General features: G+C 54.1%; 26 protein-coding genes. 19 read left to right on the top strand and 7 right to left on the bottom strand.

From position 1 onward, the window contains the following. Window positions 1–365 precede the first annotated feature (365 nt). Both mdlD and CYR32_RS10635 read left to right on the top strand, forming a co-directional pair. On the top strand, window positions 366–1,682 hold the full coding sequence (mdlD, locus tag CYR32_RS10640; protein WP_101824376.1) for an NAD(P)-dependent benzaldehyde dehydrogenase MdlD: 1,317 nt from the start codon (window positions 366–368) through the stop codon (window positions 1,680–1,682). A 208-nt stretch (window positions 1,683–1,890) separates the two neighbouring features. Then, the gene (locus CYR32_RS10635) at window positions 1,891–2,823 is read left to right on the top strand and encodes a nucleoside recognition domain-containing protein (protein WP_101824375.1); all 933 of its coding nucleotides are present in this window, start codon (window positions 1,891–1,893) and stop codon (window positions 2,821–2,823) included. 690 nt (window positions 2,824–3,513) lie between these two features. On the opposite strand, the gene CYR32_RS10630 is transcribed toward CYR32_RS10635, so the two are convergent. The 4 genes from CYR32_RS10630 to CYR32_RS10615 form a co-directional block, all read right to left on the bottom strand. Beyond that, window positions 3,514–4,026: a VapA/VapB family virulence-associated protein gene (locus tag CYR32_RS10630; RefSeq protein WP_101824374.1), complete on the bottom strand. Its 513-nt coding sequence runs from the start codon at window positions 4,024–4,026 to the stop codon at window positions 3,514–3,516. Between the two features lie 416 nt (window positions 4,027–4,442). Continuing rightward, window positions 4,443–4,739, bottom strand: coding sequence for an AzlD family protein (locus tag CYR32_RS10625; protein WP_101824373.1), 297 nt, complete (start codon window positions 4,737–4,739; stop codon window positions 4,443–4,445). Further along, window positions 4,736–5,449 (bottom strand): AzlC family ABC transporter permease, encoded by a 714-nt coding sequence (locus CYR32_RS10620; RefSeq protein WP_101824372.1) that lies wholly within the window; start codon window positions 5,447–5,449, stop codon window positions 4,736–4,738. Before CYR32_RS10620 ends, CYR32_RS10625 begins: the two co-directional genes overlap by 4 nt. 61 nt (window positions 5,450–5,510) lie before the next feature. Further along, the gene (locus tag CYR32_RS10615; RefSeq protein WP_101824371.1) at window positions 5,511–6,380 is read right to left on the bottom strand and encodes a DMT family transporter; all 870 of its coding nucleotides are present in this window, start codon (window positions 6,378–6,380) and stop codon (window positions 5,511–5,513) included. Window positions 6,381–6,932: 552 nt separating this feature from the next. Here CYR32_RS10615 and srlA point away from each other — a divergent pair. The 7 genes from srlA to CYR32_RS10580 all read left to right on the top strand — a co-directional run bounded on the left by srlA (window position 6,933) and on the right by CYR32_RS10580 (window position 11,900). Beyond that, window positions 6,933–7,481, top strand: coding sequence for a PTS glucitol/sorbitol transporter subunit IIC (gene srlA / locus CYR32_RS10610; protein WP_101824370.1), 549 nt, complete (start codon window positions 6,933–6,935; stop codon window positions 7,479–7,481). 14 nt (window positions 7,482–7,495) lie between these two features. Then, window positions 7,496–8,494 carry a PTS glucitol/sorbitol transporter subunit IIB gene (gene srlE / locus CYR32_RS10605; RefSeq protein ID WP_101824369.1) on the top strand — a complete coding sequence of 333 codons (999 nt, stop codon included), beginning with the start codon at window positions 7,496–7,498 and terminating at the stop codon, window positions 8,492–8,494. A gap of 14 nt (window positions 8,495–8,508) precedes the next feature. Further along, window positions 8,509–8,877 carry a PTS glucitol/sorbitol transporter subunit IIA gene (locus tag CYR32_RS10600; protein WP_101824368.1) on the top strand — a complete coding sequence of 123 codons (369 nt, stop codon included), beginning with the start codon at window positions 8,509–8,511 and terminating at the stop codon, window positions 8,875–8,877. Window positions 8,878–8,890: 13 nt separating this feature from the next. Beyond that, a complete protein-coding gene (gene srlD, locus CYR32_RS10595; RefSeq protein WP_101824367.1) occupies window positions 8,891–9,670 on the top strand; it encodes a sorbitol-6-phosphate dehydrogenase in 780 nt (259 codons plus the stop codon). Window positions 9,671–9,713: 43 nt separating this feature from the next. Continuing rightward, window positions 9,714–10,076, top strand: a complete 363-nt coding sequence (gene gutM, locus CYR32_RS10590) for a transcriptional regulator GutM (RefSeq protein WP_101824366.1) — start codon at window positions 9,714–9,716, stop codon at window positions 10,074–10,076. A gap of 90 nt (window positions 10,077–10,166) precedes the next feature. After that, a complete protein-coding gene (gene srlR / locus CYR32_RS10585) occupies window positions 10,167–10,934 on the top strand; it encodes a glucitol operon DNA-binding transcriptional repressor SrlR (protein WP_101824365.1) in 768 nt (255 codons plus the stop codon). A 3-nt stretch (window positions 10,935–10,937) separates the two neighbouring features. Continuing rightward, entirely contained in the window at window positions 10,938–11,900 is a 963-nt protein-coding gene (locus CYR32_RS10580; protein WP_101824364.1) for a KpsF/GutQ family sugar-phosphate isomerase, read from the top strand. Between the two features lie 194 nt (window positions 11,901–12,094). Here CYR32_RS10580 and CYR32_RS10575 read toward each other — a convergent pair whose 3' ends face one another. Together CYR32_RS10575 and CYR32_RS10570 are read right to left on the bottom strand one after the other, a co-directional pair. Beyond that, a complete protein-coding gene (locus CYR32_RS10575; RefSeq protein ID WP_101824363.1) occupies window positions 12,095–12,619 on the bottom strand; it encodes a VOC family protein in 525 nt (174 codons plus the stop codon). A 43-nt stretch (window positions 12,620–12,662) separates the two neighbouring features. Next, window positions 12,663–13,229, bottom strand: a complete 567-nt coding sequence (locus CYR32_RS10570; protein ID WP_101824362.1) for an NADPH-dependent FMN reductase — start codon at window positions 13,227–13,229, stop codon at window positions 12,663–12,665. A 127-nt stretch (window positions 13,230–13,356) separates the two neighbouring features. Between CYR32_RS10570 and CYR32_RS10565 the strand changes: the two genes are divergently transcribed. Both CYR32_RS10565 and CYR32_RS10560 read left to right on the top strand, forming a co-directional pair. Further along, a complete protein-coding gene (locus tag CYR32_RS10565) occupies window positions 13,357–14,286 on the top strand; it encodes a LysR family transcriptional regulator (RefSeq protein ID WP_101824361.1) in 930 nt (309 codons plus the stop codon). 122 nt (window positions 14,287–14,408) lie between these two features. Further along, complete coding sequence (locus CYR32_RS10560) at window positions 14,409–15,578, top strand: MFS transporter (RefSeq protein WP_101824360.1); 1,170 nt, start codon at window positions 14,409–14,411, stop codon at window positions 15,576–15,578. A 462-nt stretch (window positions 15,579–16,040) separates the two neighbouring features. Here the strand turns inward: CYR32_RS10560 and CYR32_RS10555 are convergent, their stop codons facing one another. Beyond that, window positions 16,041–16,985 carry a LysR family transcriptional regulator gene (locus CYR32_RS10555; RefSeq protein ID WP_165698222.1) on the bottom strand — a complete coding sequence of 315 codons (945 nt, stop codon included), beginning with the start codon at window positions 16,983–16,985 and terminating at the stop codon, window positions 16,041–16,043. Between the two features lie 111 nt (window positions 16,986–17,096). On the opposite strand from CYR32_RS10555, the gene CYR32_RS10550 reads away from it, so the two are divergent. From CYR32_RS10550 to CYR32_RS10515, 8 genes are all read left to right on the top strand, one after another. Then, a complete protein-coding gene (locus CYR32_RS10550) occupies window positions 17,097–18,320 on the top strand; it encodes an argininosuccinate synthase-related protein (RefSeq protein ID WP_101824358.1) in 1,224 nt (407 codons plus the stop codon). 8 nt (window positions 18,321–18,328) lie between these two features. Further along, window positions 18,329–19,075, top strand: a complete 747-nt coding sequence (locus CYR32_RS10545; RefSeq protein WP_101824357.1) for a 2OG-Fe dioxygenase family protein — start codon at window positions 18,329–18,331, stop codon at window positions 19,073–19,075. Then, a complete protein-coding gene (locus CYR32_RS10540) occupies window positions 19,075–19,974 on the top strand; it encodes a DMT family transporter (protein ID WP_206602455.1) in 900 nt (299 codons plus the stop codon). Before CYR32_RS10545 ends, CYR32_RS10540 begins: the two co-directional genes overlap by 1 nt. 424 nt (window positions 19,975–20,398) lie before the next feature. Continuing rightward, window positions 20,399–20,872, top strand: coding sequence for a hypothetical protein (locus CYR32_RS10535; protein WP_101824355.1), 474 nt, complete (start codon window positions 20,399–20,401; stop codon window positions 20,870–20,872). A gap of 230 nt (window positions 20,873–21,102) precedes the next feature. Continuing rightward, entirely contained in the window at window positions 21,103–21,720 is a 618-nt protein-coding gene (locus tag CYR32_RS10530) for a TetR/AcrR family transcriptional regulator (RefSeq protein ID WP_101824354.1), read from the top strand. 109 nt (window positions 21,721–21,829) lie between these two features. After that, on the top strand, window positions 21,830–22,735 hold the full coding sequence (locus CYR32_RS10525; protein WP_101824353.1) for an alpha/beta fold hydrolase: 906 nt from the start codon (window positions 21,830–21,832) through the stop codon (window positions 22,733–22,735). 650 nt (window positions 22,736–23,385) lie between these two features. Continuing rightward, window positions 23,386–24,597, top strand: coding sequence for a DUF4236 domain-containing protein (locus CYR32_RS10520; protein ID WP_101824383.1), 1,212 nt, complete (start codon window positions 23,386–23,388; stop codon window positions 24,595–24,597). Between the two features lie 706 nt (window positions 24,598–25,303). Then, on the top strand, window positions 25,304–25,669 hold the full coding sequence (locus CYR32_RS10515; RefSeq protein WP_101824352.1) for a hypothetical protein: 366 nt from the start codon (window positions 25,304–25,306) through the stop codon (window positions 25,667–25,669). The last annotated feature ends 8 nt before the right edge of the window (window positions 25,670–25,677 follow it).

The following is a 25,677-nucleotide window of genomic DNA, read 5'->3' as shown; positions in this document are numbered from 1 at the left end:
GGTTATTGATATATAAATCTAAATTAAATTATTTTGTTGGTTTTGTTTTCTATCAAATTTTTATTTCATGGTTTGTAACTACGTTACATTTAATGAACTGACAAAACAAATATTAACTTACGCGGTAAATTTACCGTACTTGCCACAAGCATCAGTTCTGCTTAGGATGCCCCCATTGCAACGAGCCGGGTATTTTTTGCATGTGAAAGCAATGCGCATGGTGAATTTCAATGGGCATTTTCGCTTAATGGATTGCACACACAAGACGCCCCGGCTCAACAATAAAACGCGACTCAAAAAAGCATAGCTTGTTCGGGTTGGACTTATCAAAGAACATAATGCCTCTTAGAGGCTGGAGTTAAGACATGAACGAAAATTTTAAACAACGTGTAGATAAAGTTTTTGCTGCGCAAAAAGCGAATTTCCTGAGCGGAAACACCCAGGGCTACGATTTCAAAATTGCGCAGCTGATGAAATTGAAAGCTGCCATTCTGGCTCATAAAGAGCAGATTTATGATGCGATGGAAAAAGACCTCGGCCGCAGCCACGAAGGCGTGGACATGGGAGAAATCAACCCTATTGTTGATGAAATCGACTTTGCCATTGAGCACCTGGCGGAGTGGGAAAAAGAAGAGCGCGTGCCGACCCCGGCCATACTGGGCGACTCGGAAAGCTCCATCACCCGCGAATCCTTCGGTGTGACCTATATCGTGGTGCCGTTCAACTACCCGGTTTACCTGTTCGCCGGCCCGCTGATTGGTGCCATCATCGGCGGCAACACCTCCATCATCAAACCGTCAGAGGCCACGCCGGAGACCTCCCGCGTGATTGAGGACATCGTCAACAACACCTTTGACGCCTCCTACATCCACGTATTCCAGGGCGCACGCGACGAGAATGAGTACCTGCTCTCTCTGCCGTTTGACATGATTTTCTTCACCGGCAGCCCCCAGGTCGGCAAAATCGTGATGCAGGCGGCGGCGAAAAACCTGACGCCGGTCATCCTGGAGCTGGGCGGCAAGTCACCGGCCATCATCATGGAAGACGCGGACCTGGACAACGCGGTAGAGGAACTGGTGTTTGCCCGCATGATGAACAGCGGACAGACTTGCGTGGCGCCTGACTACATCTACGCGCATGAAAGCATCAAGGACAGGTTGATTGCGAAGCTGCGTGACGCGCTGGCGCCGCTCTACACGAAGGCCGGCAACAACGGCAAAATCATCACCACCCGTCAGTTTGACGCGCTGGAAGAGATGCTGAGTAAATCACGCGGCAATGTCGTGTTCCGCGGCGAGTCCGACCGTGACAATCGCTACTTCGGTCCGGCCATCGTGGACAACGTGGACTTCCAGGACAGTCTGATGGAAAGGGAGTTGTTTGCGCCAATCTATCCGGTGCTGAGCTACAACGACATCCGCGATGTGCCGGTGAACATCAACACCTATCATCCTAAGCCGCTGGCGACCTACGTGTTCACGGCCGACGTGGAAAAAGCGCGTGAGGTGATTGACCAGATCCCATCCGGCGACGCTGGCGTGAACGCCATGATGCTGCACGCATTCTCCCCGTACCTGCCGTTCGGCGGCGTGGGTACGTCGGGTCTCGGCCATTATCACGGTAAATACTCATACGAGGCGTTTACCCATCCGAAATCGCTGCGCGTGAAGCGTACCGCCTGAATTTGTGACGGGCTGGCAGTTTGAGGTTTTTCGCCCCGCAGGCTTGCCATTGAATTGCCACGTCCGTTGCATCTTAATTTAGAGGCCCTTTGCGGGCCTTTTTTTCGTCATATTTATTAAGCCGCTCGGCTGTCACGCCATCGCTCGCGTTGTATGTCACATGCCGACAGGCGGAACCTGTGAAGGGATCATCAATTTGGAGCAACCTATGGATATTATCGGGATCATTATGTCAGCCGGGAAAGCTTCTGTTGACGTCGCTTTATATACGCTTATTCCGGTCATGGTAGTGATGCTTATCATCATGAAATATCTTGAACAAAAAGGCGTCCTGGATTGGATTGTACGCGTTATGACGCCTGCGCTGAGGCCTTTTGGCGTGACTGGTATAGCTATTTTTGCGCTTATCCAGCTGAATTTTGTCAGTTTTGCGGCCCCTCTGGCCGCGCTTGCCATTATGGAAAAGCGTGGCACATCAGACAGGCATCTGGCCGCCGCTCTGGCCATGTTATTTGCGATGGGACAGGGTAATGTTTTTTACCCTTTGATCCCCTTTGGTCTCCACTGGGGAGAAGCCATACTTATTTCGGTGGCCGGCGGGCTTGCCGCCGCTGCGATGACATATCATTTTACAGGGCGCCGGCTGTCATCTTTAACACTGACATCCTCAGAAGATGACATTCACAGCGAAAAGTCAGGGCAGGGGTTGATTACCATTATTAACGGCGCAGGTTCAGATGCGATCAGACTTGCTCTGGGTGCAGTTCCGATGCTGATAATTTCTCTTACCATTGTCGGGTTATTAAAGGCCAGCGGTGCTATAGAGGTCATTGCCTCGCTGCTTGCGCCCCTCCTGACCAACCTCAATGTTTCCGATATCTTCATAATGCCGACACTGACTAAGCTTCTCGCAGGCGGAACTGCGTACTATGGCGTAATGACGGAAATTTTACACAAAGGGCTGATGACTTCTCAGCAGGTCAATGCCTCAGCTGGTTTTATGATTCAGACGTTTGATCTTCCAGGGATTGGCATTTTTCTCGGGATCGCCAGCAGGTTTGTCAGGCTTTTTCGCTATGCCATACCCGGAGCGTTGGTAGGAATTCTTCTAAGAGGTTTGATCCATCTTCTTCTCAACTGAACAAAGGAGATAACGTTACAGAGCACAAACAAGAGAATATCTTCCGCCAGGCCCGGCGTTAACTGACAATGACCCTCTAACTTAGAGCAGGCAGATAATGTGTATGCTCTCATGCACTGGGGTTGTTTAACCTTACCTAAACAACTCAGATGACATGCCGCCATAGATTAATACAGTATTAGGTCAGCAATGTCCGCTTCTGGCACAGAACGGACTGAAACGTATGCCAATGTCCGCTATGAGCGAAAGCAGACGTTTCGCTCATAACGACTGAATTACTATTACGTTAATCATATCAACCCTTATACCTTTTAATGAAGAAAACTTTTTCTTTTCCATTTTAAAGTTTGCATGACAATCGCTGATATTTTTATGACACTTTTTACGTCTTTGAACAATGACAAGCCCCTGATGAACGTCTAGAGTATCTCCTGATTCGACCTTTTTTGGTTTGCCCGCCATGTGCGGGCTTTTTTTCGATTTTAGCTTTTAACAGAAAGCTGAATAAAGCCACCTAGGCTACCAAATAGCCATTGATGTGCTTGGTGATGTGTTGAATCACAGACAGCGATATAATCTACAAGTTGTATTGCTGGAAGCGGAAAAAAAAGGCCCATCTGAGATGGAGTCGGGCCTTTAGTATTAAATGATGTTAACCCAAAGGAAACCTGAAGAAAAGAGTGTCAAAGATTACCAACTCCAGCTGCCTGTGCCACCGGCCATTCCTGCGGCAATGGTAAACCCTCCAGCTTGAATATAACCGAGTAAGTTGCTATTGCTATCATAAAAGTACAAAGCTTCATAAACCCCACCATAGCAAGTAAACATAAAACTTTTAGTATTATCAGCAAGGTTTTGGATATCATCCGTGTACAGGGTGCCCCAGGCTTTTCCACCGACTAGCCCCGCTAAGCCGCCTGCTTTACCTTTAAATACAGGGCCATTACCATCATCTGGTGATGCTGTTATATCAAAATAAACAAAAGCTGCCCAGATTTCCAAGTCATACATCTTATAGCTAGGCATTGTACTTAATTTCTCAACATGTTTGTCGAGAATTGATTCATCTGAATTGAAAAACTTACTTACTGAATTAATATAGTCTTTAATTATAGTATCTGGCGGGATTAATGGTCTTTTTGAAGAATCTAATTGACCTTTTACACTCTCATTTTTCATGTTAACAATTTTTTCTTCACTCATTTTCTACACCTCTGTTTTGAAGGGTGAATTACCATTTTGCAAGAGCTAATGCTAGACACTAGCTGTTCAATATTAACTAAAAAATGATTAGATAATAAGTGATGCACGGATAAAGTATATTAACTTGGAAGTAAACCGGTATCCCATTTTGCAAAAAATGATAGCCCTTACTATTAATAGTAAATTATTATAAAAAGTTTAATTTACCTACTCGCTATTTATTAAACAAAGCATTGTGCAACGTCCGCTCTTGGCACAGAGCGGACAGTCACGGTGCGCTATGAGCGAAAAGCGGACTTACAAACCCAGATAAGCGTATGCAGGCGTTTAATAACATTCCTGAGAAATGCCGGAACGGACACCAGTAACCGGTTTCCCGTATCATGACCAGTAACGGTCATGATACGGGAAGTGGTTCAGACTATAACGGCCTGCAGAATGCCCAGTGACGCGATCGAAATGACCAGTGTCGGCAGCATGGATAACCGCGTGGCGCAGCCAACAGTGACCAGCATGGCGATAACAACCGCCGGATTTGATGAGACGAAGTATGGGGAAATTGCCGATACCATTACGCAGCCCGGCGCGCTTTCCATTACGTTTCTGGCGCGCGGGCTGAGATGCCGGTTTCGCAGCACAAGGTAACCGAGAATTCGCGTCAGGTAGGTGATCAGCGCCATGCCGGCAATGGTGATAAACGCTGCTGCCGTCATGCCTTCTCCCCCCAGAACCACGCGGCCAGCAGGCCGCTGAACGTGCCGGCCAGTACATAAGCATGTCCCGGAAAAAGCAGATACACGGCGGCTGCCACGGCCAGGCTGACCATCCACGACCGGGCCGCCCGGAATCCTTTCCACATGCCTCTCAGCAGAACGATAAAGGTGGCAGGAAACGCCATGGCAAACCCGTATGCCTCCACGTCGCCCAGAACCGGCCCCGCGAGCGCCCCCATAACGGAAAAGCCGAGCCATACCGGCCAGAACGGGAAACAGGCACCGAGGAAATAGGCCAGGTTCAGGCACCGGTCCGCCGGCATCGTGGCGGCATTTTTCAGGGTCCGGGAATAAGCCACGGCCCAGCCCTCATCCGCCATAAAGAACAGCGCGGGCAGAACCTTACGCCGGGGAAGGTGCCTGAGATAAGGCATCAGCGCCGCGCCCATGATGATGTGCCGGCTGTTGATAAGGAAGGTGAGCAGGATGATGGTCAGCACCGGCAGCGGGTTGTGCCAGAGCTGTATGGCGGCAAACTCCGAGCCGCCTGCAAAGTTCAGACCCGTCATCAGGCCTAATTCAGGGGTGCTTAATCCCGTTCGTGAAGCCTGAGCGCCCAGTATGACGGCATAGGGGGCAATAGCGAGCAGCAGGGGAACGGCATCTCTGACTCCCCGTGCAAAAGAGTCGGTATGCAGTGAATTTTCCATTTTTTTCCAGCCCGTAAGCGGATTTAAATATCCCCGCCGCTCAGGGCGGGGAACCAGAACGTTATGCCACCTGCGCACGGGGTGCCCGGAACACCATCATTATTCCGATCAAAATGGCGCCCATGCCTGCCACGCCTGACCACGGCAGAGCGTTACCCAGCAGCAGGTAATCCAGCACGGCCGTAATGACCGGCACCAGATAAAACAGGCTGGTGACATTAACAATGCTCCCGGCACTGAGCAGGCGGTAAAGCAGCAGCTGCGCCACCACGGAAATCAGTACGCCCAGAAACAGGACCGAGGTGAAAAAGGCCGGCGTGTAGCTGACGTGGAAAACGCCCGTAGGCAGCAGGCACACACACAGCACGAGGCTTATGCCGTACTGCAGAGGAAGCACGTCGGCCGGGGACTGGCGAATTTTTTTCTGCATGATGGCGCCGAACGTCATAAAGAGCAGCGCTGCCAGGGCAAAGATGACGCCGGATACGGGCAGATGTGATGCAGACAGGCTTCGCCAGACCAGCAGGATAAGTCCCGAAAGTGCCAGCATCAGCCCGGCCAGGCGGAGTCCCTGCATCCTGCGCTCAACGACGCACAGCGTAAGGATGGGCTGAATGCCCATAATGGTGGCAATCAGTCCGGGCGTGACGCCGTGCGCCATGGCCTGAAAATAGCAGACCGAATACCCGCCAATCAGCATCAGGCCCGTCAGTATCACCTGCCGGCGGGTCCCCTTTTCAGGTAACCAGCGGCGGCGAAAGCAGCCAATGAGCAACAGGGTGCCAAGCGCGATGGCAAAGCGGAAAACAAGAAGCGCCAGAGGCGAGGCATTATCCAGTCCCAGACGGGTAAAAATAGCGGCACAGCCCCAGAGCAGGACAAAGCCGGACGTCGCGCCCTGAGAGGCGAGAGAAAATTTATTTGAACGCATTGGAATCTCCACAATTCCTGAATCTGCAGAAAACCGGTACAGGCAAATGCACGCTGTTTTACAACGTAATATCAGCCGGTTGTCGGTAACTAAAGGTTTTAGTCCCTAAAAGGACGCAGTTCCGGGAGGTGGAGGCGGTGGACAGGTAACGGTATACAGGCCGTGTAGTGATGACGCAGCGCTGACTACCGGAGAGCCGGTATTAGCGAAAGCCTGCTGAGAAGTCATCATTACCATTTTAAACGGGCCATGTGCGTCGAAAGATAGTTAAACCTAACAGACAGTCTACCGGATGTCACCCCTCCAGAGAGGGAAACGGTTATAAAAAACAGTGTTTCACCCCATTTCCCTTTTATTCCTCTTCATCAACTGCCTGAATCTTCCTGCAAACACGCGCAAATGAAAGCATTAATCTTTCATTTAACCTTTCACAATAAAAGATATTATATTCATTTTGTGATCTGAATATCTTTTATTGTTAAATTTTCGATCTACCTTGTTCCTGCAGTGAATAAGACGACCTATCTGTTCTCTACGCGAAGGGGTTTTAAAATGATTGAAAGCATCACACACGGAGCCGAGTGGTTTATCGGCCTCTTTCAGAAGGGGGGCGAGGTCTTTGTCGGCATGGTTACCGGCATTTTGCCTCTGCTGATAAGCTTGCTGGTTGTCATGAATGCGCTGATTGTCTTTGTGGGTCAGCGTCGTATTGAAGCGCTCGCTCAGCGCTGCGCCGGTAACCCGGTATCCCGCTACCTGTTTCTGCCCGTCATCGGCACGTTTGTTTTCTGTAATCCCATGACGCTCAGCCTCGGCAAATTTATGCCGGAAAAATACAAGCCCAGCTACTACGCGGCCGCGTCCTACAGCTGCCACTCAATGAATGGCCTCTTCCCTCATATCAATCCCGGTGAGCTGTTTGTTTATCTGGGAATTGCCAACGGATTAACCACGCTTCACCTGCCGCTGGGTCCGCTCGCCGTAAGCTACCTGCTGGTTGGCATGGTGATGAATTTCTTCCGTGGCTGGGTTACTGACCTCACCACAACCATTTTTGAAAGAAAAATGCGTGTCCAGCTTGACCGTCAGGTTCGTCTGTAAGCGCGGAGAAAAAGATGACTGATTCAATAGTGATTAAGAAGGGCGAGAGCGGCTGGGGCGGCCCGCTTACCCTGACTGTTACACCAGGCAAAAAGATTGTTTACATCACGGCCGGTACCCGGCCGGCTATTGTTGACCGCCTGAAATCGCTTACTGGCTGGGAAGCCGTGGACGGCTTTAAGGACGGGGAGCCGCCGGCTGAGGAGATAGGCATCGCTGTCATTGACTGTGGCGGCACGCTGCGGTGCGGCCTGTACCCCAAACGCCGCATTCCGACCATTAACATCCATGCTACAGGGAAATCAGGCCCGCTTGCGCAGTACATCACGGAAGATATTTACGTATCTGGCGTGCGACCGGACGATATTCAGCCGGGTCAGGGCGCGGAAGAAGCGGTTGTCACCGGGGAACCAGCTGCACAAGCTTCAGAAGTGCGCTCAAGTCCGCGCGAATATGACAGCACTAAAAAAATCACCGAGCAGAGTGACGGTCTGCTGGCAAAAGTCGGTATGGGTATGGGCTCGGTGGTCGCGGTTTTCTTTCAGGCCGGCCGTGAAACCATTGATACCGTACTTAAAACGATCCTGCCCTTTATGGCATTCGTGTCCGCTCTTATCGGCATCATCATGGCTTCCGGGCTGGGTGACTTTATTGCGCACGGCCTGACGCCGCTGGCGAACAGCCCGGTTGGCCTGGTCACGCTGGCGCTTATCTGCTCCTTTCCCCTGCTGTCACCGTTTCTTGGTCCCGGTGCAGTTATCGCTCAGGTTATCGGCGTGCTGGTCGGGGTACAGATCGGGCAGGGAACCATTCCGCCTCACCTGGCGCTGCCGGCCCTCTTTGCCATCAATTCACAGGCGTCATGCGATTTTATCCCGGTAGGTCTGTCACTGGCGGAAGCCCGGCAGGACACCGTGCGGGTCGGCGTGCCTTCTGTTTTGGTAGGCCGCTTCCTGACAGGCGCGCCTGCCGTACTTCTTGCCTGGGCCGTATCCGGGTTTATCTATCAGTAATAACGGGAAACCATATGAAAACCGTCTATGAATCCACCTTTATATCTGTCGGTCCCAGCGCAAACGAGTCGCTGGAGGACAACTTCCTCATCACTTTTGGTGAAGGTGCCCCCCGGGACGTGGCGGAGTACTGCTTTATCCATCGCGCGGACGTGAATGACGGCGGCGCCTTTGGCGCCGGCTCCATGCTGACCATCGGAGAAAGTGAATATCTGGTCACAGCCGTAGGCAACGTGGCCCGTGAGAACCTGCGCGACCTCGGTCATATCACCGTGCGGTTTGACGGTGCAGCACAGGCTGAGTTTCCCGGCACCGTTCATGTCGCAGGCCGCGCGCCGGCGTCAGTTGAACCGGGCCAGAAATTTCGTATGTTGAGTGAATAATCAGGAGATGAAAATGGATCAGGTTGCTGTAGTCATCGGTGGTGGCCAGACACTGGGTGCTTACCTGTGCGAGGGACTGGCAGAAGCCGGTTACCGGGTCGTGGTTGCAGACCTCAATGAAGACAATGCAGGCGAAGTTGCTGCTGTTATTAACGAACGTTATGGTGCAGGCCGCGCCCAGGCTTTCAGGGTCGATGCCACAAATGAAGAAAGCGTAATCACGCTGGCACATCAGGTTGATGAGGGTTTTGGCCGGGCGGATCTGCTGCTCTACAGCGCCGGCATTGCCAGGGCCGCACCGATAACGGAATTCGGGCTGACCGATTTTGACCTGTCTTTGCAGGTCAACCTGGTGGGATATTTTCTCTGCGCCCGCGAATTTTCAAAGCTGATGATCCGGGACGGCATTAAAGGGCGAATTATTCAGATCAACTCCAAGTCGGGCAAAGTTGGCAGTAAACATAATTCCGGATACAGCGCGGCGAAGTTTGGTGGTGTGGGCCTCACCCAGTCACTGGCGCTTGATCTGGCCGAATATGGCATCACCGTACACTCCCTGATGCTGGGCAACCTGCTGAAGTCACCTATGTTCCAGTCGCTGCTGCCGCAGTACGCAGAAAAGCTGGGTATTGAGCCGGACCAGGTTGAGCAGTATTACATTGACAAGGTGCCCCTGAAGCGTGGCTGTGATTATGAGGACGTACTGAACGTTCTGCTGTTCTATGCAAGCGATAAGGCAGCTTACTGCACCGGACAGTCCATTAACATCACCGGCGGCCAGGTCATGTTCTGACAGAGTAACCGGCAGTGAAGGCTGCCGGTTTCAGGAGGGAGTTATGGATGCTGTAAATACACTGGTCTGCGTGGCGTTTGTTGCCTGGGCCGGTCAGACGGTGCTGGGGTGGCTGCAGATCAACCGCTTCAACCGGGCGCTGGCGTCACTTTCCGACAACGGGCGCGTGCGGATTGGTCGCTCATCAGGACGTTTCCGGCCACGCGTCGTGCTGGCGCTGGCCGTTAACGAAGAAGGCAGGATCTGCGGTAATTTTGTTATGAAAGGGATCACGGTTTTCTCTCGTCCTGTTACCGAATACCGCCTGGCCGACAAAATGCTGAACGATATCTGTCCGGGCACGCTTTTTCCTGGAAATAAAGCCCTGCAAGAGGCTCTGACGTTAGCTATTTCAAATAAAAGATGATACCTTTCATTCTGAAAGATTATTCCTTTGCATCACGAGTTGAGACGTCCGGGATGATGAGGAAGTTCAGAAACTGAAAAGGACCTCTTTATGAAACCGATACAGCGTCAGGCGCAAATCCTCGAATACCTGCAGCAAAACGGCCGCACATCCGTGGAAGCGCTTATTACACACTTCAATACGACCGGCACCACTATCCGGAAGGACCTTACCCGGCTTCAGGAGGAAGGTGCGGTTATCCGGACGTACGGCGGCGTTATGCTCAACCGGGATGAAGGGGATCAGCCTATCGACAGAAAAACGCTTATTAACACGGAAAAGAAAAAGCGTATTGCCGCGCGTGCGGCTTCTCTTATCAGTGAGGGCGACTCGCTTATTTTTGATGCCGGCAGCACGGTTCTCCAGATGGTGCCGCATCTCGCACGCTTTAATAACATTACCGTGATGACCAACAGCCTGAGCATCGTTAATGAACTGGCGGAGCTTGATACCGATCAAGTCATTCTGATGCCCGGCGGCACCTACCGGAAGACATCGGCGTCCCTACACGGCAGCCTGGCCGAGTCCGCCTTTAGTCACTTCAGCTTCGACACGCTGTTTATTGGTGCAGACGGCGTGGATATGACGGCCGGGGTAACGACATTTAATGAGGTGTTCGCCGTCAGCCAGGCGATGTGTCATGCCGCCAAAAAAATCGTACTGCTTGTTGATTCCTCAAAATTTGGCCGACGCAGCCCGAACGTGGTCTGCAACCTGGATGCCGTTGACGTGCTGATCACTGACAGCGACATTACCTCTGATACCCTGACGCAACTTGGTGAGAAGGGCATTGAGGTTATCATTGCCGGAGATGCGTAAAGAATGAAGGAACAGATACTGATCGCCGCCCGGCAGACCATAGAAACGGAGCTGCGCGAAGCAACCAGCCTGCCTGAGCGGCTGGATGATGATTTTCTCAGGGCCTGTGAACTTATCCTGGCCTGCAGCGGTAAGGTTATCGTCAGTGGCATCGGAAAGTCAGGACACATAGGCCGCAAGATTGCAGCCACGCTGGCAAGTACCGGCACGCCAGCCTTCTATGTTCACCCAGCCGAGGCGCTGCATGGTGATCTGGGAATGATTGCCGCTGGTGACGTTGTTGTGCTGATTTCTTATTCCGGGCATGCCGCTGAGTTTCGCCGCATGATGCCCCTGCTGAAGGCGCTTCCTGTCAGCGTCATTGCTTTTACCGGAAATCGCGCGTCACCGCTGGGTGAAGCCGCGGACTGCTGTATCAATATTCACGTTGAGAATGAAGCCTGCCCGCTTGGCCTTGCGCCGACCTCCTCTGCCGTCAATACGCTGATAATGGGCGATGCAATGGCGATTGCGCTGATGCGCACGCGTAATTTCAGTGAGCAGGATTACGCCCGGACGCATCCGGCAGGCAGCCTCGGGACAAAACTGCTTTGCCGGGTTCAGGACATTATGCGGACAGAGGCAAAAGTTCCGCTCGTGCAGGCCACAGCAACCGTGCATGATGCCCTGTTTGAGCTGACACGCACCGGACTCGGACTGGTCGCCGTGACGGTCGGCGATCGCAGGCTGGCCGGTGTTTTTACAGACGGCGATTTACGCCGCTGGCTGCTCAAAGGAGGCGCACTCAGCTCACCGGTTCAGGACGCAATGACTTTCCCTGGGTTCAGTCTTTCCGCCAGCCAGCTTGCTGCTGAAGCGCAGGCGCTGCTGCAGGAACGCAGGATATCAGCGGCTCCTGTAACGTCTGATACCGGACAGGTTATTGGCGCGATCAATGCGCATGATATACGTGAGGCCGGAATCTGATATCTGGCATTTTATGCCTGCTTAAGAAGCAGATGGTTTCAGATGTACAGCAAACCCAAAACGGCTGTGCTGTAGCCTGTAAAAACATCCGCTTTTGGCTCAGAGCGGATCAACAGGCAGACCGATGTCCGCTTAGAGCGAGAAGCGGACCTTACGGTAATAAGGTTGCGCCCTGGCAGACGCAACCCAGTCACTCAGGGCTTCCAGCGACGCAGAGACGTCTGGTCTTCATACGGAAGCTTCGAAGGCAAAGAAATCAGTTCAATAACGCTCCCCCATGGGGTGCGGCCATAGCAGAAAAAGTTGTTCTCTCCGACTTCTGTCGGAAACATCAGGGGCTGAGGCGAAGTAAACATTTTACCGCCCGCATGCTCGAACAGACTTACTGCCTCGCTGATGTCATCAACATATACGGCAAAATGCTGTATCCCGTAATCGCTAGGCCGCACAGGCGGGCTTTGCTCCGGCCCCTTCATTTCAAAAAGCTCCAGCCCCGGGCCGTGCTTCAGCTTCATCATCCTTACCGTAGTGATTTTCGTTCCCGGGAACAGATTCAGAATGCTTTCCGTTTCTTCGCCTTTCACGTCCTCATCTGACGGTGAGACGGAGTCATAGATAACTTCTGCGCCAAAAGCCTCAGAGAAGAAGCGGGTAGCTTCATCAATATCGGAAACGGTAATGCCGACGTGGTCCATACCGCGAATAATGTCGGTAGACATAGTTTTCTCCCTGTGGTTTTACAGATATGAGTAATGTTTCAAATCAGCCCTGACCGCCCGCCATTTCCGCAAGCGCACTGAGCTGAGCCGTAATCAGGCTGCGGGTGTCCGCATCCGTTATGCTGCCGGTTTCCGGGTCAACCCGGGATGACGCCTGACCAATCATGACCTCCGGCTTGTTAAGCACTCTGCCGTCCAGAAAGACCAGAATCTGGCGCAGGTGATACTGCGCCCGCGCCCCCCCGATAGCACCGGGTGAGGCCGTGAGTATGGCAACGGGCTTGGCTGCAACTGGGGTATCCGGCAGGCGCGAAAGCCAGTCCAGCGCGTTCTTCAACGCACCCGGCACGGAATAGTTATATTCAGGCGTGACGATAATCACTCCGTCCGCTGCCGCTACCGCTTTTCCCATTCCCACAACCGATTCAGGCAACCCCTGAGCCTGCAGGTCTGCGTCGTAATGAGGTATGTCTCCGACAGAGCCGAGCGCGCTGACTTCCACGCCTGCCGGCGCCAGCTGGTCAAGATTGCGGGCCACCACGGCGTTAAAAGAACCCGCGCGAAGACTGCCCAGCAGTGAGACAAATTTCAGAGGTTGTGCTTGTGACATGACTGCTCCCTGTTTTTTAAAAACGGATACGCCAACTAATGTCGGTGCTCTGTTTACGAACGATCTTAAGCCTGGTATAGAATTACACATCAATAAACACACCATGAGTCGCCAGAGAGTCAACTTTATGTCTACCGGGTTAACAGCTGAATCGCTGCGGGGAATCACAACTTTTGTCACAACGGCAAGGTCCAGCAGCTTTACTGAAGCCGCAGAGCAGCTGGGCATTACAAAATCTGCCGTCGGAAAAAGCGTGGCGCGGCTTGAGGAAAGGCTGGGAACGCGGCTGTTTCACCGTTCAACCCGTAAGCTGAGCCTGACCAGTGATGGTGAGGCCTATCTGACCAGCTGTCTGTCTGCGCTGGAAATCCTGGACTCGGCTGAAAATACGCTCAGCAGGCGTCAGGACAACCCAGCGGGAACGATCCGAATAGATATGCCGGCCTCATTCGGACGTAACCTGATGATGCCGGTGTTGCTTGAAGTGGTGACACGTTATCCGGCTCTGCGTCTGGCGCTGACCTTTAACGATCGGCTGATTGACCCGGTAGAGGAAGGCGTCGACCTGGTACTTCGTCTTGGCGAACTGCAGAACACCGATGAGCTGATTGCCCGCCGTCTTAGCCGACAGCGTCTCATGCTGTGCGCGTCTCCAGCTTATATTGAGCGGTACGGTCAGCCCTCTGATATTGAGGCGCTGAAAAAACACTGCTGCATTATGGGCTACCGACGGGGGGCACCTCTTGCCTGGCGTCTGCAGCCGGCGGGAGAGCGGGAGATAAAGTTTATTTCTGGTTCGGCGCACCAGATAAGCGACGGAGACGCCATGCTTCATGCCTGCCTGGCGGGTGTAGGGATTGCCCAGTTTCCGGAATCAATGGTGAACAATCATATCCGGGAGGGCCGGCTTATTGCGCTTATGGCCGATCATGTGCCTGTCCCGGTTGAGCTGAACGTTATCTGGCCCCGGACACGGCATCTTATTCCTAAGGTAAGGCTTATCGTGGATGAACTGCTTAAAAGAGCCGGCGAAGGATATTTCGGCACGTTGAGGTAGAGTTTTTGTCACCACTGCGACAATTTCAGAGTTATTTATCGACTTTTGGCAAACTTATATTCTGACTGTCCCGCTGCCATGTGCAGCCTGAACATGAAAATTTTACTGACAGGATATTTGTTATGCCACTCGCTCTCTGGGCGCTGGCAATTGGTGCATTCGGTATCGGAACCACTGAATTCATCATTGCTGGCCTGCTTCCCGTTATTGCCGCTGACTTTGACGTCAGTATTCCCGTGGCCGGAAACCTGGCGACGGCTTACGCCCTGGGCGTTTTTGCCGGCGCGCCAGCCCTGATTATTCTGGGCTCAAAAGTACCCCGTAAAGCTATGCTGGTTTTCCTGATGCTGCTGTTTGTGGCGGGTAACCTTGTTACGGCATTTGCCCCGACGCTGGGCGTTGCCATTCTGGGCAGGATCATCACGTCCATGACTCACGGGGCCTTCTTTGGTATCGGCTCGATTATTGCCGCAGATATGGTCGCGCCGTCTAAGCGCGTAAGGGCGATTGCCTTCATGTTTATGGGACTGACTGTAGCGAATCTTATCGGGGTTCCCGTCGGCACGTGGATTGGACAGCATCTCTCATGGCGGGAAGCCTTTATGGGCATTGCCGTAATCGGGGCCATCACGGTTATCAGCGTTGGCATGCTCATCCCGCATCAGCCCCGTCCGGAAAACCATAATTTTGCGCATGAGTTTACTGCCTTCAGAAACGTTAACGTTCTGCTGGCGATGGGTATCACCGTTTTCGGGCCGGGCGCATTCTTTACGTCCATTACCTATATTGCTCCCATGATGACGGAAATGGCCGGATACAGCGAAAGCAATCTGACGTGGCTGATGCTGCTGTTCGGTCTGGGGCTGTTTGTCGGCAACCAGCTGGGCGGCAGATATGCTGACCGCGCGCTGATGCCGATGCTCTATATTACCCTTGCCGCTCAGGCGGCGGTGCTGATGGTATTTAACTTTACTGCCCACAGTCAGGTTATGTCAGCTGTCTGCATTTTCCTGATGGCTGCATTTGGATTTGCGACTGTATCCCCCATCCAGAAGCTGGTGATGGACAAAGCGCGGGCGGCAGGTGCGCCGACGCTCGCAGCAGCGGTGAATATTGGTCTCTTTAACCTGGGTAATGCCGTCGGTGCCTGGTTCGGAGGAGCTGTTATAGCCGCCGGATTTGGCCTGCAATCGCCTAACTGGGCGGGCGCAATACTCTCCGTTGTAGCGCTGATATTGGCCATATTATCTGGTCTGACTGATAAAACAGGACACGCTGCAGAAGTACATTGATCAGACAAAGCTAAAAAAGCACTGTTTTTCGTTCCGTTTTTCATTGCAGATAACGTCCGCTTCCGGCACGGAGCGGACTAACAAGCAGGTCAATGTCCGCTTTGAGAGGGAGTCCGCCATGCGCAGCGCCGGTATTTCAGCGTCGTGATAAAGAGGTGAAAGCACCTGGTGATAGCTTCAGGGTTGCAGGATTAGGACAGGTTTATCAGGCTGGTGGCTTGTAACCGGGAGGGAACCCGCCGGCTTTATTTGTACATTCGATGGTCTCACATTCGTTTTCTGGATTCGTGTACCCATTACAGACCTGATGACGATTTGACAATAACGCCTTTACCTTCACCCGTGTACGCACTGAAAGAGTACCGCCAGACGGAGTTGGTGGGGGCAGCGCACCCACCCAAAGGTCAAGATAACGTATACCGGACAATCTTCGGCGTGATCCACCGGGGCTTCACCTGTTGATTAACGGCAGGCGCGCCGGTTTACATCGTTGTCGGCAATCTTCCCCGCCAGGAAATCGATCAGCACCCGGCATTTCGGCGGCAGAAAACGGTTCGGGTGGTAGAGGATCCACGACATGCCGTAGTACGAGGTCTGGTAATCCCACTGCGGCAGCACCTCGACGACCTGTTGGGCGGCCAGCGCGTCTCTGGCGACAAACCACGGCAAACAACCGATCCCCAGATGGCTGAGCACCCCTTCCAGCCGCGCTTTGCTGTGGTTGGTGACATAGCGCCCGCGAACCGTGACGTTAACCTGCTCCTGGGTGTGCAGGTGGGAAAACCGCCAGCAGTTATCCCCGGCCACTTCCCCGAGATAGAGGCAACTGTGCTGCGCGAGGTCATTGGGGTGCTGCGGGCAGCCGCGTTTTTCCAGGTAAGCGGCTGTCGCGCAGAGGATATGGCTGACGCGGATGAGCGGGCGCGCCGCCAGCCCGGCCGGGGGCGTGTCGGTAATGCGCACCATCAGGTCGAGGTCATCGCCGATCAGGTCAGCCGGGCGGTCGGTGAGTTTCAGCTGGATATCCACCTCCGGGTAGCGGTGTAAGAATTCCTCGATATGCGGGGCGATCAGTTCTTTGCCGAAGGCGCGCGGGGCGCTGAGCCTGACCATCCCCTGCGGCGTGTCGTTGACCCGTTCCGCCAGCTCCAGCACGGATCTGGCCGACTCGACCATCTCACAGCAGCGGGCGTAGGCATCGCTCCCCGCCGCCGAGAGCTTCAGCCGCCGTGTGGTTCTTATCAGCAGCTTGACCGACAGAGCCTGCTCAAGGCTCGCCACCTGGCGGCTGACCGACGAGGCCGTCGTGCCCAGCTGTTCCGCCGCCGCAGAAAAACTGCCCGTCTCCACCACTTTGACAAACACCGCCATATACGGCAGCAAGCCCATGTATTGATTTGTTCGCATAGCGTAAGAGTCTTGTTTGTTTACCCGGCTTATTCACCTGCGCGGGATCGCCCATACTCGCCTGACGGCAAGCCTTGAAAAACCAACGTTTACTTCACAAGGAAAGAGACCATGAATCGTTATCAACACGTGCGCAGCCTTGACGATCTCTCTTATGTGTCCCGTCAGTCGAAACATATCCTGACCCTGTTTAGCGGGGGCGTGGACAGCAGCTACCTGCTGTACAAGCTATCGCAGACCGGGTGCAAAGTCACCGCGCTTACCGTCGATCTCGGCGATGGGGTGCACGCCGGGGACCTGCGGGACATCGCCGGTTTTTTCAACGTCGATTTGCAGATTATTGATGCACGTGAAGCCTTTGCACACGAGTTTATCATTCCGGCGATCCGGGCCAATGCGCAATACCTGGGGATCTACCCGATCAGTTCCTCCCTCTCCCGGCCGTTGATTGCCCGCCTGGCCGTTGAGCAGGCGGAAATACTCGGCTGTGACGCTATTCTCCATACCGCCAATCAGTCACAAAACAGCCTTCGCCGTCTCAATGGGGCACTGCATCAACTGAACTTTACCGGGTTTACCGGCAGTCCCTATGAATATTCGGCCCTCAGCCGCGAGGAGAAAATCCAGGCGCTGGCGCAGGCCGGCCTGCCGTGCTTCCAGGCGCGCGGGATCAGCGGTGATGCCAATATCTGGGTGCGTGAGTACGAATCCGGTGCGCTGGATAACCCGGAAGATTTCATCATGCCGGAAGCCCTGTTTAAGTGGACGTCATGTCAGCACCCCCAACCGGATGAACACCTCGCGATCAGTGTTGAAAACGGCCTGCCGGTGGCAGTGAATGGCGAGGCACTGCCTCTGCTGACGCTGATTGAACAGCTGAACAGGGTCATTGGCCGCCACGGTATCGGCCGCTTCAGCGGGCTGGAACACCTTGAAGGTGGCGAGAAGGTGCTGGAAGTGCGGGAAGCCCCGGCCGCCATGCTGTTGATGGCGGCGTTCCGTCATCTGGAAACCGCCACCCTGGATGCCGGGCTGTTGCGTCAGAAACTGGCGCTGGAGCAAATCTGGGTAAACGAGGCGATAGAAGGCCGCTGGTACAGCCTGCTGGCGGCGTCCATTGCCGCCTTTATCCGTACCAGTGCGGAAACCGTCAGCGGCACCGTGACGTTTAACCTGCGCAGGGGCGCTGCTGACCTGGTCTCCATCAAGGCGCGCGACCCGCTCTACCTGACCGACCGTGATGGCTGGGAAAAACAGATTGCCCGTGTACGCGGCAGCCGCAACCTGGCCGACCTGTCCCCCTCTTTTACTCCTGATTGCTCATTAATTGCCTGAGGTGAACCATGGATATCATCAGCAAATCTTACACACTGCCGGCCCACGCCCTCCATCATGCGGCGCAGGCCATTAAAACCAATGGCTGGATTTTTATTGCCGGGGATGACTTAAAACAGGATCTGGCGCTGGAAGAGGATTCCCTCTCCTCGTTCTCCCGCTATTGGGATTCGCTGTCGCGTGATGAATTTATGGCAGATAACGGGACGTACCGCTATCGCCGTTACAGCCAGTTTGAATTGTGCGATCCACAAGGCGAACTGACGCTGCTGCCGCACACCGCTTACTCACAACCTAAAAACATCAATACGCTCAATGGTGGGGTAGATCGGGTCTATCCACCGCTGGAGGAGGGGTTTATCACCCATCCGCTGTTTACCTCCCTGCTGCGTGAGCTGTGTAACATTTTTAACCAGGCGGAAGGGGAGCGCTGCACATGGCGTATCCGTCTGCACCCTTACCGCATCCTGACGGACGCCCAAGAAACCGGCAAACCCACCCCGGAGGGGCTGCACCGGGATGGGGTTGATTATATCGCGATGATGCTGCTCCGCCGGGTGAACGTCTCGGGCGGCATCACGACCGTCACGGATAATGCGCGGAATGTGCTCTGCACCAAAACGCTTAACCAGCCACTGGATGTCATTGTGGCGGATGACCATCGCGTGATGCATGAGGTTTCGCCCATCTTATGCAGCAAAGGTTCGCAGGGGTATCGTGATGTGCTGGTTATTGCCTATGAGCGGGTTAAGTAATGGATAATCAACGCCAGAGAGCGAATGAGACGGCCCAGTATGCGGGCGTTATGTTACTGGTGGTGGCCGTGGTCTGGGGAACCAGCTACGGCATGGCCAAACAGGCCGTGCTGTTCTACCCGGTCGCCGGTTTTCTGTTTATCCGCTTTATGCTGACCTTTGTGCTGCTGGTGCCGGCGTTAAGGGGCTGCTGGCGACAGGCGCTGGGGCCGGGGCTGCTGCTGGGGGCGGTGCTGTTGGCGATATTTCTGTGTGAAACCTTTGGTGTGGCGCTGACCAGCGCCAGCAACGCGGCGTTTCTTATCAGCCTCTGCGTGGTGCTGACGCCGTTTGTTGAATGGCTGATGTTGCGTCAGCGGCCGGAAAATAACGCGTTTATCGCCGCAGGCGTGTCGCTGTGCGGGGCGCTGCTGCTGACCGGGGGCGCCGCCATCACGATGAACGCAGGGGACAAACTGATCCTCGGGGCAGCATTGCTGCGGGCAGTGATGGTGTGCCTGACGAAAAAACTGATGCAGCACCGCAACGTGCCGGCACTGGCGCTGACGGCGGTGCAGACCGGTGTGGTCGCGGCGGGTTCGCTGGCGCTGTTGCTGGTTACCCGGCAGGGCATCCCGGCGTTGCCGCAGAGCGCGGCGTTTTGGGGCGCGACGCTCTATCTGGTGCTGTTCTGCACGCTGTTCGCCTTCTTCGCGCAGAATTATGCCGTAAAACGTCTCACGCCGACCCGCGCCTCTTTGCTGATGGGCACGGAGCCGCTGTTTGGTGCGCTGTTCGCCATGCTCTGGTTACAGGAGTCCCTGACCCCCGCCGCCTGGCTGGGCGGCCTGCTGATTGTCGGCGCCTCCGTATGGGCGACGCGCCCCCGCAGGGTGGCGGGGGTGGCGCTCAGCAATTGAGGCCTGCAGCGTAAGGCAGGCGGCGCGATGCCCGGCGGAGAGCCACCGCTGTATCGATCTGGCCGCCGCCGGGGATGGACAGCGGTGTTGTGTGCTGATGCGTGATACAACTGGCCGGGTGCGGTGCCGCCTATTTGCAGCTGGCCTGTTAAACCAGGCTACTCCTTCTTCACTTATACTGACGCTTGCCGTGGTCATTTGCCTGGGAGGCCGCGCCGTGGTCAACATATTCATTCTGGTGGCAAAGTAAGTGGCGCACCGGCTGCAAAAATCCTGATGGCAAGGCAAGAGGCGACCCAGCGCGCCAGGGAAAAGCGTTCAAATGAGGTAACCGTGCAAAAGCGTTAATGAAACAGCGTGTTCCTGGTCTGCACGCCAATAAAGCGTAAAGAATAAAAACTTTTATTTATCCGGGAGATAACTAATGAAAATAACCAAGTTTGTTTATTCCGCCTTGATTGGCTTTGTCGCCAGCTGCCGTTCCATGACGCCGATGGCGGCCCTCGCGGCAGCACGCATGGCCGGGCGCGGCACATCGGGCAATCTGCTGCTGCTGGACCGTCCGCTATTCAAATACGGCGCGTTAGCGATGGGTGTCGGTGAACTATTTGGTGACAAGATGAAATCCGCGCCAGACCGTACCGTGTTGTTGGGCTTGTCAGCACGCGTGGCCAGCGCAGGGATTGCGGGCGCCGCGCTGGCACCCAGCGGAGAAGAAAAAACCGGGGCAGCAATCGCTGTCTCTGCCGCTGTGCCACTTGCCTATGCCACGCTTGCGGCACGCAAAAAGGCCATGGCAGGGATCGGGCAGACCAGGAGTGGCCTGATTGAAGATACGCTCATCGTCGCTATCGGAGCCGCAGTGGTCTTCTTCGCCACGCGCCCAAATCGCCGTTAAACGCACTCAGACTTCAAAGGATGATCCCGGCGGCCATCATGAAGGGGTCAGTGATTGCTTCTGGCATAAAGCGGGCAGTCTGACCTGCTTTATGCCGACAGCACCCCCAGCCGCCTATCGCACCTGAATCAACCAGGCACAAACCAGACAGGGCAGATGCGTCTCTCCTTGACAGTGGCCCTTCCTATCATTTAAAAAGGAAACGATCACTTCCAAATTAAGGGCCAGCGATGAAATCACTTTCCGCCAGCGCGTCCGCCCGGCCCTTGCCGGGACGCCCACGGGCTTTTGACGAAGAACAGTTTCTTGACGGGGCGATTACGCTGTTCCGCAGCCAGGGCTTCAGCGGCGTCAGTATCAGTGACATCACTGCGGCTACCGGCCTCACCACAGGCAGCATTTATAAAGCCTATAAAGACAAAGAGGGCGTCTTCGCCAAAGCTCTGGAGCGGTATGTGCTCCTCCGGGAAGAACACCTGAAAATGCGCCTGGCAAAGGCGGCTAACGGCAAAGAGAAAATCGCTGAGCTGCTGCGGGATTACGTTGAGCTTAGCCAGGGAAGGGACGGCAGACTCGGTTGTATGGTCGTTGCCGGCGTCACCCATATCGACCAGCTTGGCATCGTTGCCGGGGATCTGGAAAAACAACTCGCCACACGCCGGCGCGCCCTTGAAGCCCTGATTGAACAGGGAAAACAGGATGGCTCCATTGCCGGGACAACGCACGCCACCGCGGCGGCTGAAGTGATCCTGGCACTGCTGCAGGGGATGCGTGTCGTCGGAAAGGCATCAACCCTGACCCGCGACGGCGGCGACTTTGTGGCTCAGGCGCTAAAGCTGCTGGGGTAAGCCATGTTTGTACCCGTGGTGCCTGCCGTTCTCGCTGCGCCCGGTTACCGTTGCAGGCGGCCTGTGCACCGGTGCCGTCCGGCAATCTTTTTTCACACCAGGAGTGATCATGTCTGCGTCCTTATTTCCTGATGCGCCTGATGGTTTTAGCCATCAGTTTACCCGTGCAGATGGCCTGCGCTTTCATTATGTGACCGGCGGCCGCCGGGATGGGTATCCCTTAATATTGCTGGCAGGCTTCCCCGAAAGCTGGTTTGCCTGGCGCCATGTAATGCCTTACCTGGCAGACAAATACCGGATTGTGGCTGTTGATTTACCGGGGCAGGGTGACACAGACAAACCGCTTTCGGGTTACGACACTCAAACCGTTGCCGCGCGATTGCATACGTTTATCGCTTCGCTGGAGTTAGGGTCATACTCTCTTGCCGCCCACGATGTGGGTGCCTGGGTCGCCTTTCCCTACGCCCTGATGTATGGCGAAGAGATCCGGGCTCTGGCCTTAATGGACGCCGGCATTCCGGGCGTGTCACTGCCGGATAAATTGCCGACAAATTCTGAGACATCGTGGAAGACCTGGCACTTTTCCTTCCATGCGGTCGCTGACCTCCCGGAAGCATTGCTGGCAGGGCGTGAACGCATCTATCTGGAGTGGTTTTTCCGCGCAAAAGCGGTTAATTACCGCTGTTATGGTGAGGCTGAAATCGCGGAATATGAGCGTTTACTCACAGCGCCTGGGGGGCTGCGGGCCGGGCTTGCCTTTTACCGGGCACTCTCTTTATCGGCGGCACAAAACGCAGAGCTTGCCGGGCAGCGGCGTCTGACTATGCCGGTGCTGGGGCTGTCAGCGGATCAGGGGTCCATTCCTGATATGGCTGCGGCCCTGCGTGCTTTTGGGGATGACATTCACAGCCGGCAGATTTCTGAGTGTGGCCATTTTCAGCCAGAGGAGCAGCCTGAGGCCGTTGCCCGCGCCCTGGCACAGTTTTTTGACCACTACACCAGCGCTAAAGAATAAGCTGGCAGTAAATTAATGCTTAGTCACGCTCTCCGCTGTCTTCATAAAGCCGTTCGCTTATAGCCGGGGTGCCTGATGCAGAAGGGGGGTACCCACCTCACTTATCTCACGTGAGGGGGCACTTCCTCAGCCCACGGTGCCTGTTCACGCAGAACATCAATAAAGCAGCACAAGTAATGGATACCAACGGAGCCAGCAGCGTCATCCTGAAGCCGTAAAGGTTATGTGAAAGAGTTGCCAGCAGGGCAGAGGCCAGAAAGGTGAAGCCAAACCTGTCAGCAAACACCAAGGCCAGGGCCGGCCCGGCAATCCATACAATCGACACGCCCGTGTATTCAGCCGTGTAGCGTTAAGCCCCGCCTTCAGTGAATGCTTACGGATCACCGACAGGAGCAGCGGGATAGAGGCATTCCCGGCCCCATCAGAAAAATGCCGATCAGCAAGGCCTCAAGGGGATGGCGGCAGAAAATGAAAGCCATACCCTCCAGAAGAAGCGCTAATACTGAAAACCTAAAAATGAGGACAAAATGTCCTCTCCGCAAATTAACAGAGGTAAAATTAGATGCCATAAAAGGCTACATATAACTCTGTAAGATTTCAGCCGGTAATTGCCGGTAACACGTAAAAAATAAACTGGAATGGTCAAGGATATGGGACTGAGATTCAGAAAGTCGATAAGAATTATTCCCGGTGTAAAGGTAAATTTGAGCGGCTCAGGTGCGAGTATGAGCATTGGACCACGGGGGGCCTCTGTCTCATTTGGTAAACGTGGCACCTATGCGAATCTGGGGCTTCCGGGCACAGGGCTGAGCTACAGAATGCGGCTGGATCGAGCCAGTGTGGCCAGCAGAAAACGTAATGCTGCCAGGCAGGACGATCCCCTTTTAAGAGAGGAGCTTGAACGCGAGGTTGATCAACTAAACCGGGCTGTGGACGAGATAGTTAATATTCATCTGCTTACCCCAGATCCGCGTACCGGTCATTCTTTTGCTGAGCTTGAATCCCATTACCGGGAACTTATGTTAAAACCCTACAGTGTGCCCGCACCGGTCCGGCCGGAAAAACCCGTTCCTATTGCTGCACCTGAACAACCAGATGAAAAGCATGGGAGTGGGTTGATTGGCCGCCTGTTTGAATCTGCAACTGCACGGCAGGAGCGGCAGGCGCGAAACCTTGAAAAATGGCAACGTGACGTCGAGGAATGCAGCCAGGAAAATGCGCTGATGCTGAAACGCTACCAGGAGATGCGCCAGCGGTGGGCAGAGCAGTACGCTAACTGGCAGTTTGAAGCCGCTGAGCATGAGAAGAAGCTTATGGATGCAGGGCGCAACATATTCTCGCAATTTACAGCTGATACAGGCTATTTCGAATCACTCCTCGCAGAAGTTATTCAGGCAGCAGACTGGCCGCGCGAAACACTGGTGTCGTTTCAGGTGAATGCCGGTTCGTCTGAGATATTGGTAGAAGTCGATTTACCAGAATATGAAATGCTGCCTACCTCTTCCATGCGGGTAAATGCGCGCGGAACAGAAATTATTGAAAAAGAGCTTTCACAGAAGGCAGTACGTGAACGTTATGCACTGCATGTGCATGGGATCTTACTGCGGCTGGCTGGTATGGCCTTCTGCGCCCTCCCGTTTGGCACGGTAATAATCAGCGGGTTCACTCAACGGATCAGCAAGCAGACCGGGCATATTGAGGATGAATACATCATTTCATCTCGTATCGAGCGTCAACTTTTCGAAAGGCTGAACTTCAGCAATCTCGAAGACGTCAGCCCTATTGAGGCTTTCGAACGGTTCGATACACAGCGACGTATGAGTACGACCTTTGTTTTCCAGCCAATCACACCGATTGCATAATTAACCAGCCTTTTGGCTGGTTAATTTGTCCGGATCAGCAAATGATGCGTGCCTTCCGGGCAAGGGAGCCAGTCCCGGAATAGGATAATAAGAAGCTCTGCATACAGCTCCCCACGCCCGCCCGCGCAGCGTTATCAATGGGTAGAGTGGGGATTTTCCCCACCTTGATTTTCGATGGTCTATTAAAGGGGCGAGACCTGCTGATAAGCAAACTCGGGACATAGCGTAATTTCCCGTACGAACAAGGGGACGAATTATAAGGTATCTCCGAAAATGAGAACGCTAACCTTCATACAGGTCTTCGGTAGCATGTTCGAAATTGGCCGTTTATGTACAGCAGGTGAAAGATAACCCGGCGATGATAAAGGAATAATAAGCTTGATAATATTGTTCCAATAAAACAACAGCGCGGTGATAAGAATGGCGGCTATCCGCTTATAGCATGAGGCATACGTGAATACGCATGCTCAACTCGCCACTATTATTGCCAGGCCTTTTCCTGCAGGCCATCCTGTATGCCACACCCGCTTAAATGCCCCCCTTTAAAAAACCATCTTCTATACTTTGTTGCGTTTAGTGAACTGTGCCGCTGTTCTTCACGCGATGCCGGCTTTTTTGGCTGTTGCCTTGCGTGAAAAATAGCTGCATACACTCACCAATACGTCATGGTTATTTATTATTCATTTTTCATAGGGAAATTCCTGGTATGTTGCACTCTCAACCCTCACGCCTGGGCAGCCTGCTGCTGCTGCTGGCAGCCGTGATCGGCTTCGCCGTAGCGTTATACGCGTGGCTGACGCCCCTCACCGGAGTCACAGGTACGATTGGTGCGCTGGGTGTGGTCATCGCCAGCGTGGTGCTGGCGCTGCTGACCTTTATTCTGCGTGGGGCATCTGCCCGTGGTACGCGCCTCTTCCTGATTATTGTCACGCTGGCCGTGTTGTTCGGTATTGGTTTTGCAGCCGCGCTGCTGCACCAGTACGTTATTACGGCAGCTATGGTGGTCGGCCTGATAGGCCTGATTGCGCTGAGCAGAAATGCTGTTCGTCACAATCATCACGTCAAATCCTGAGGAGCCGC

The organism is Chimaeribacter coloradensis, from assembly GCF_002858715.1.
GTDB classification, from domain to species: Bacteria; Pseudomonadota; Gammaproteobacteria; order Enterobacterales; family Enterobacteriaceae; genus Chimaeribacter; species Chimaeribacter coloradensis.
Note: the sequence above shows the minus strand (reverse complement) of the source record. Positions and strands in the feature narration are given on the sequence as shown.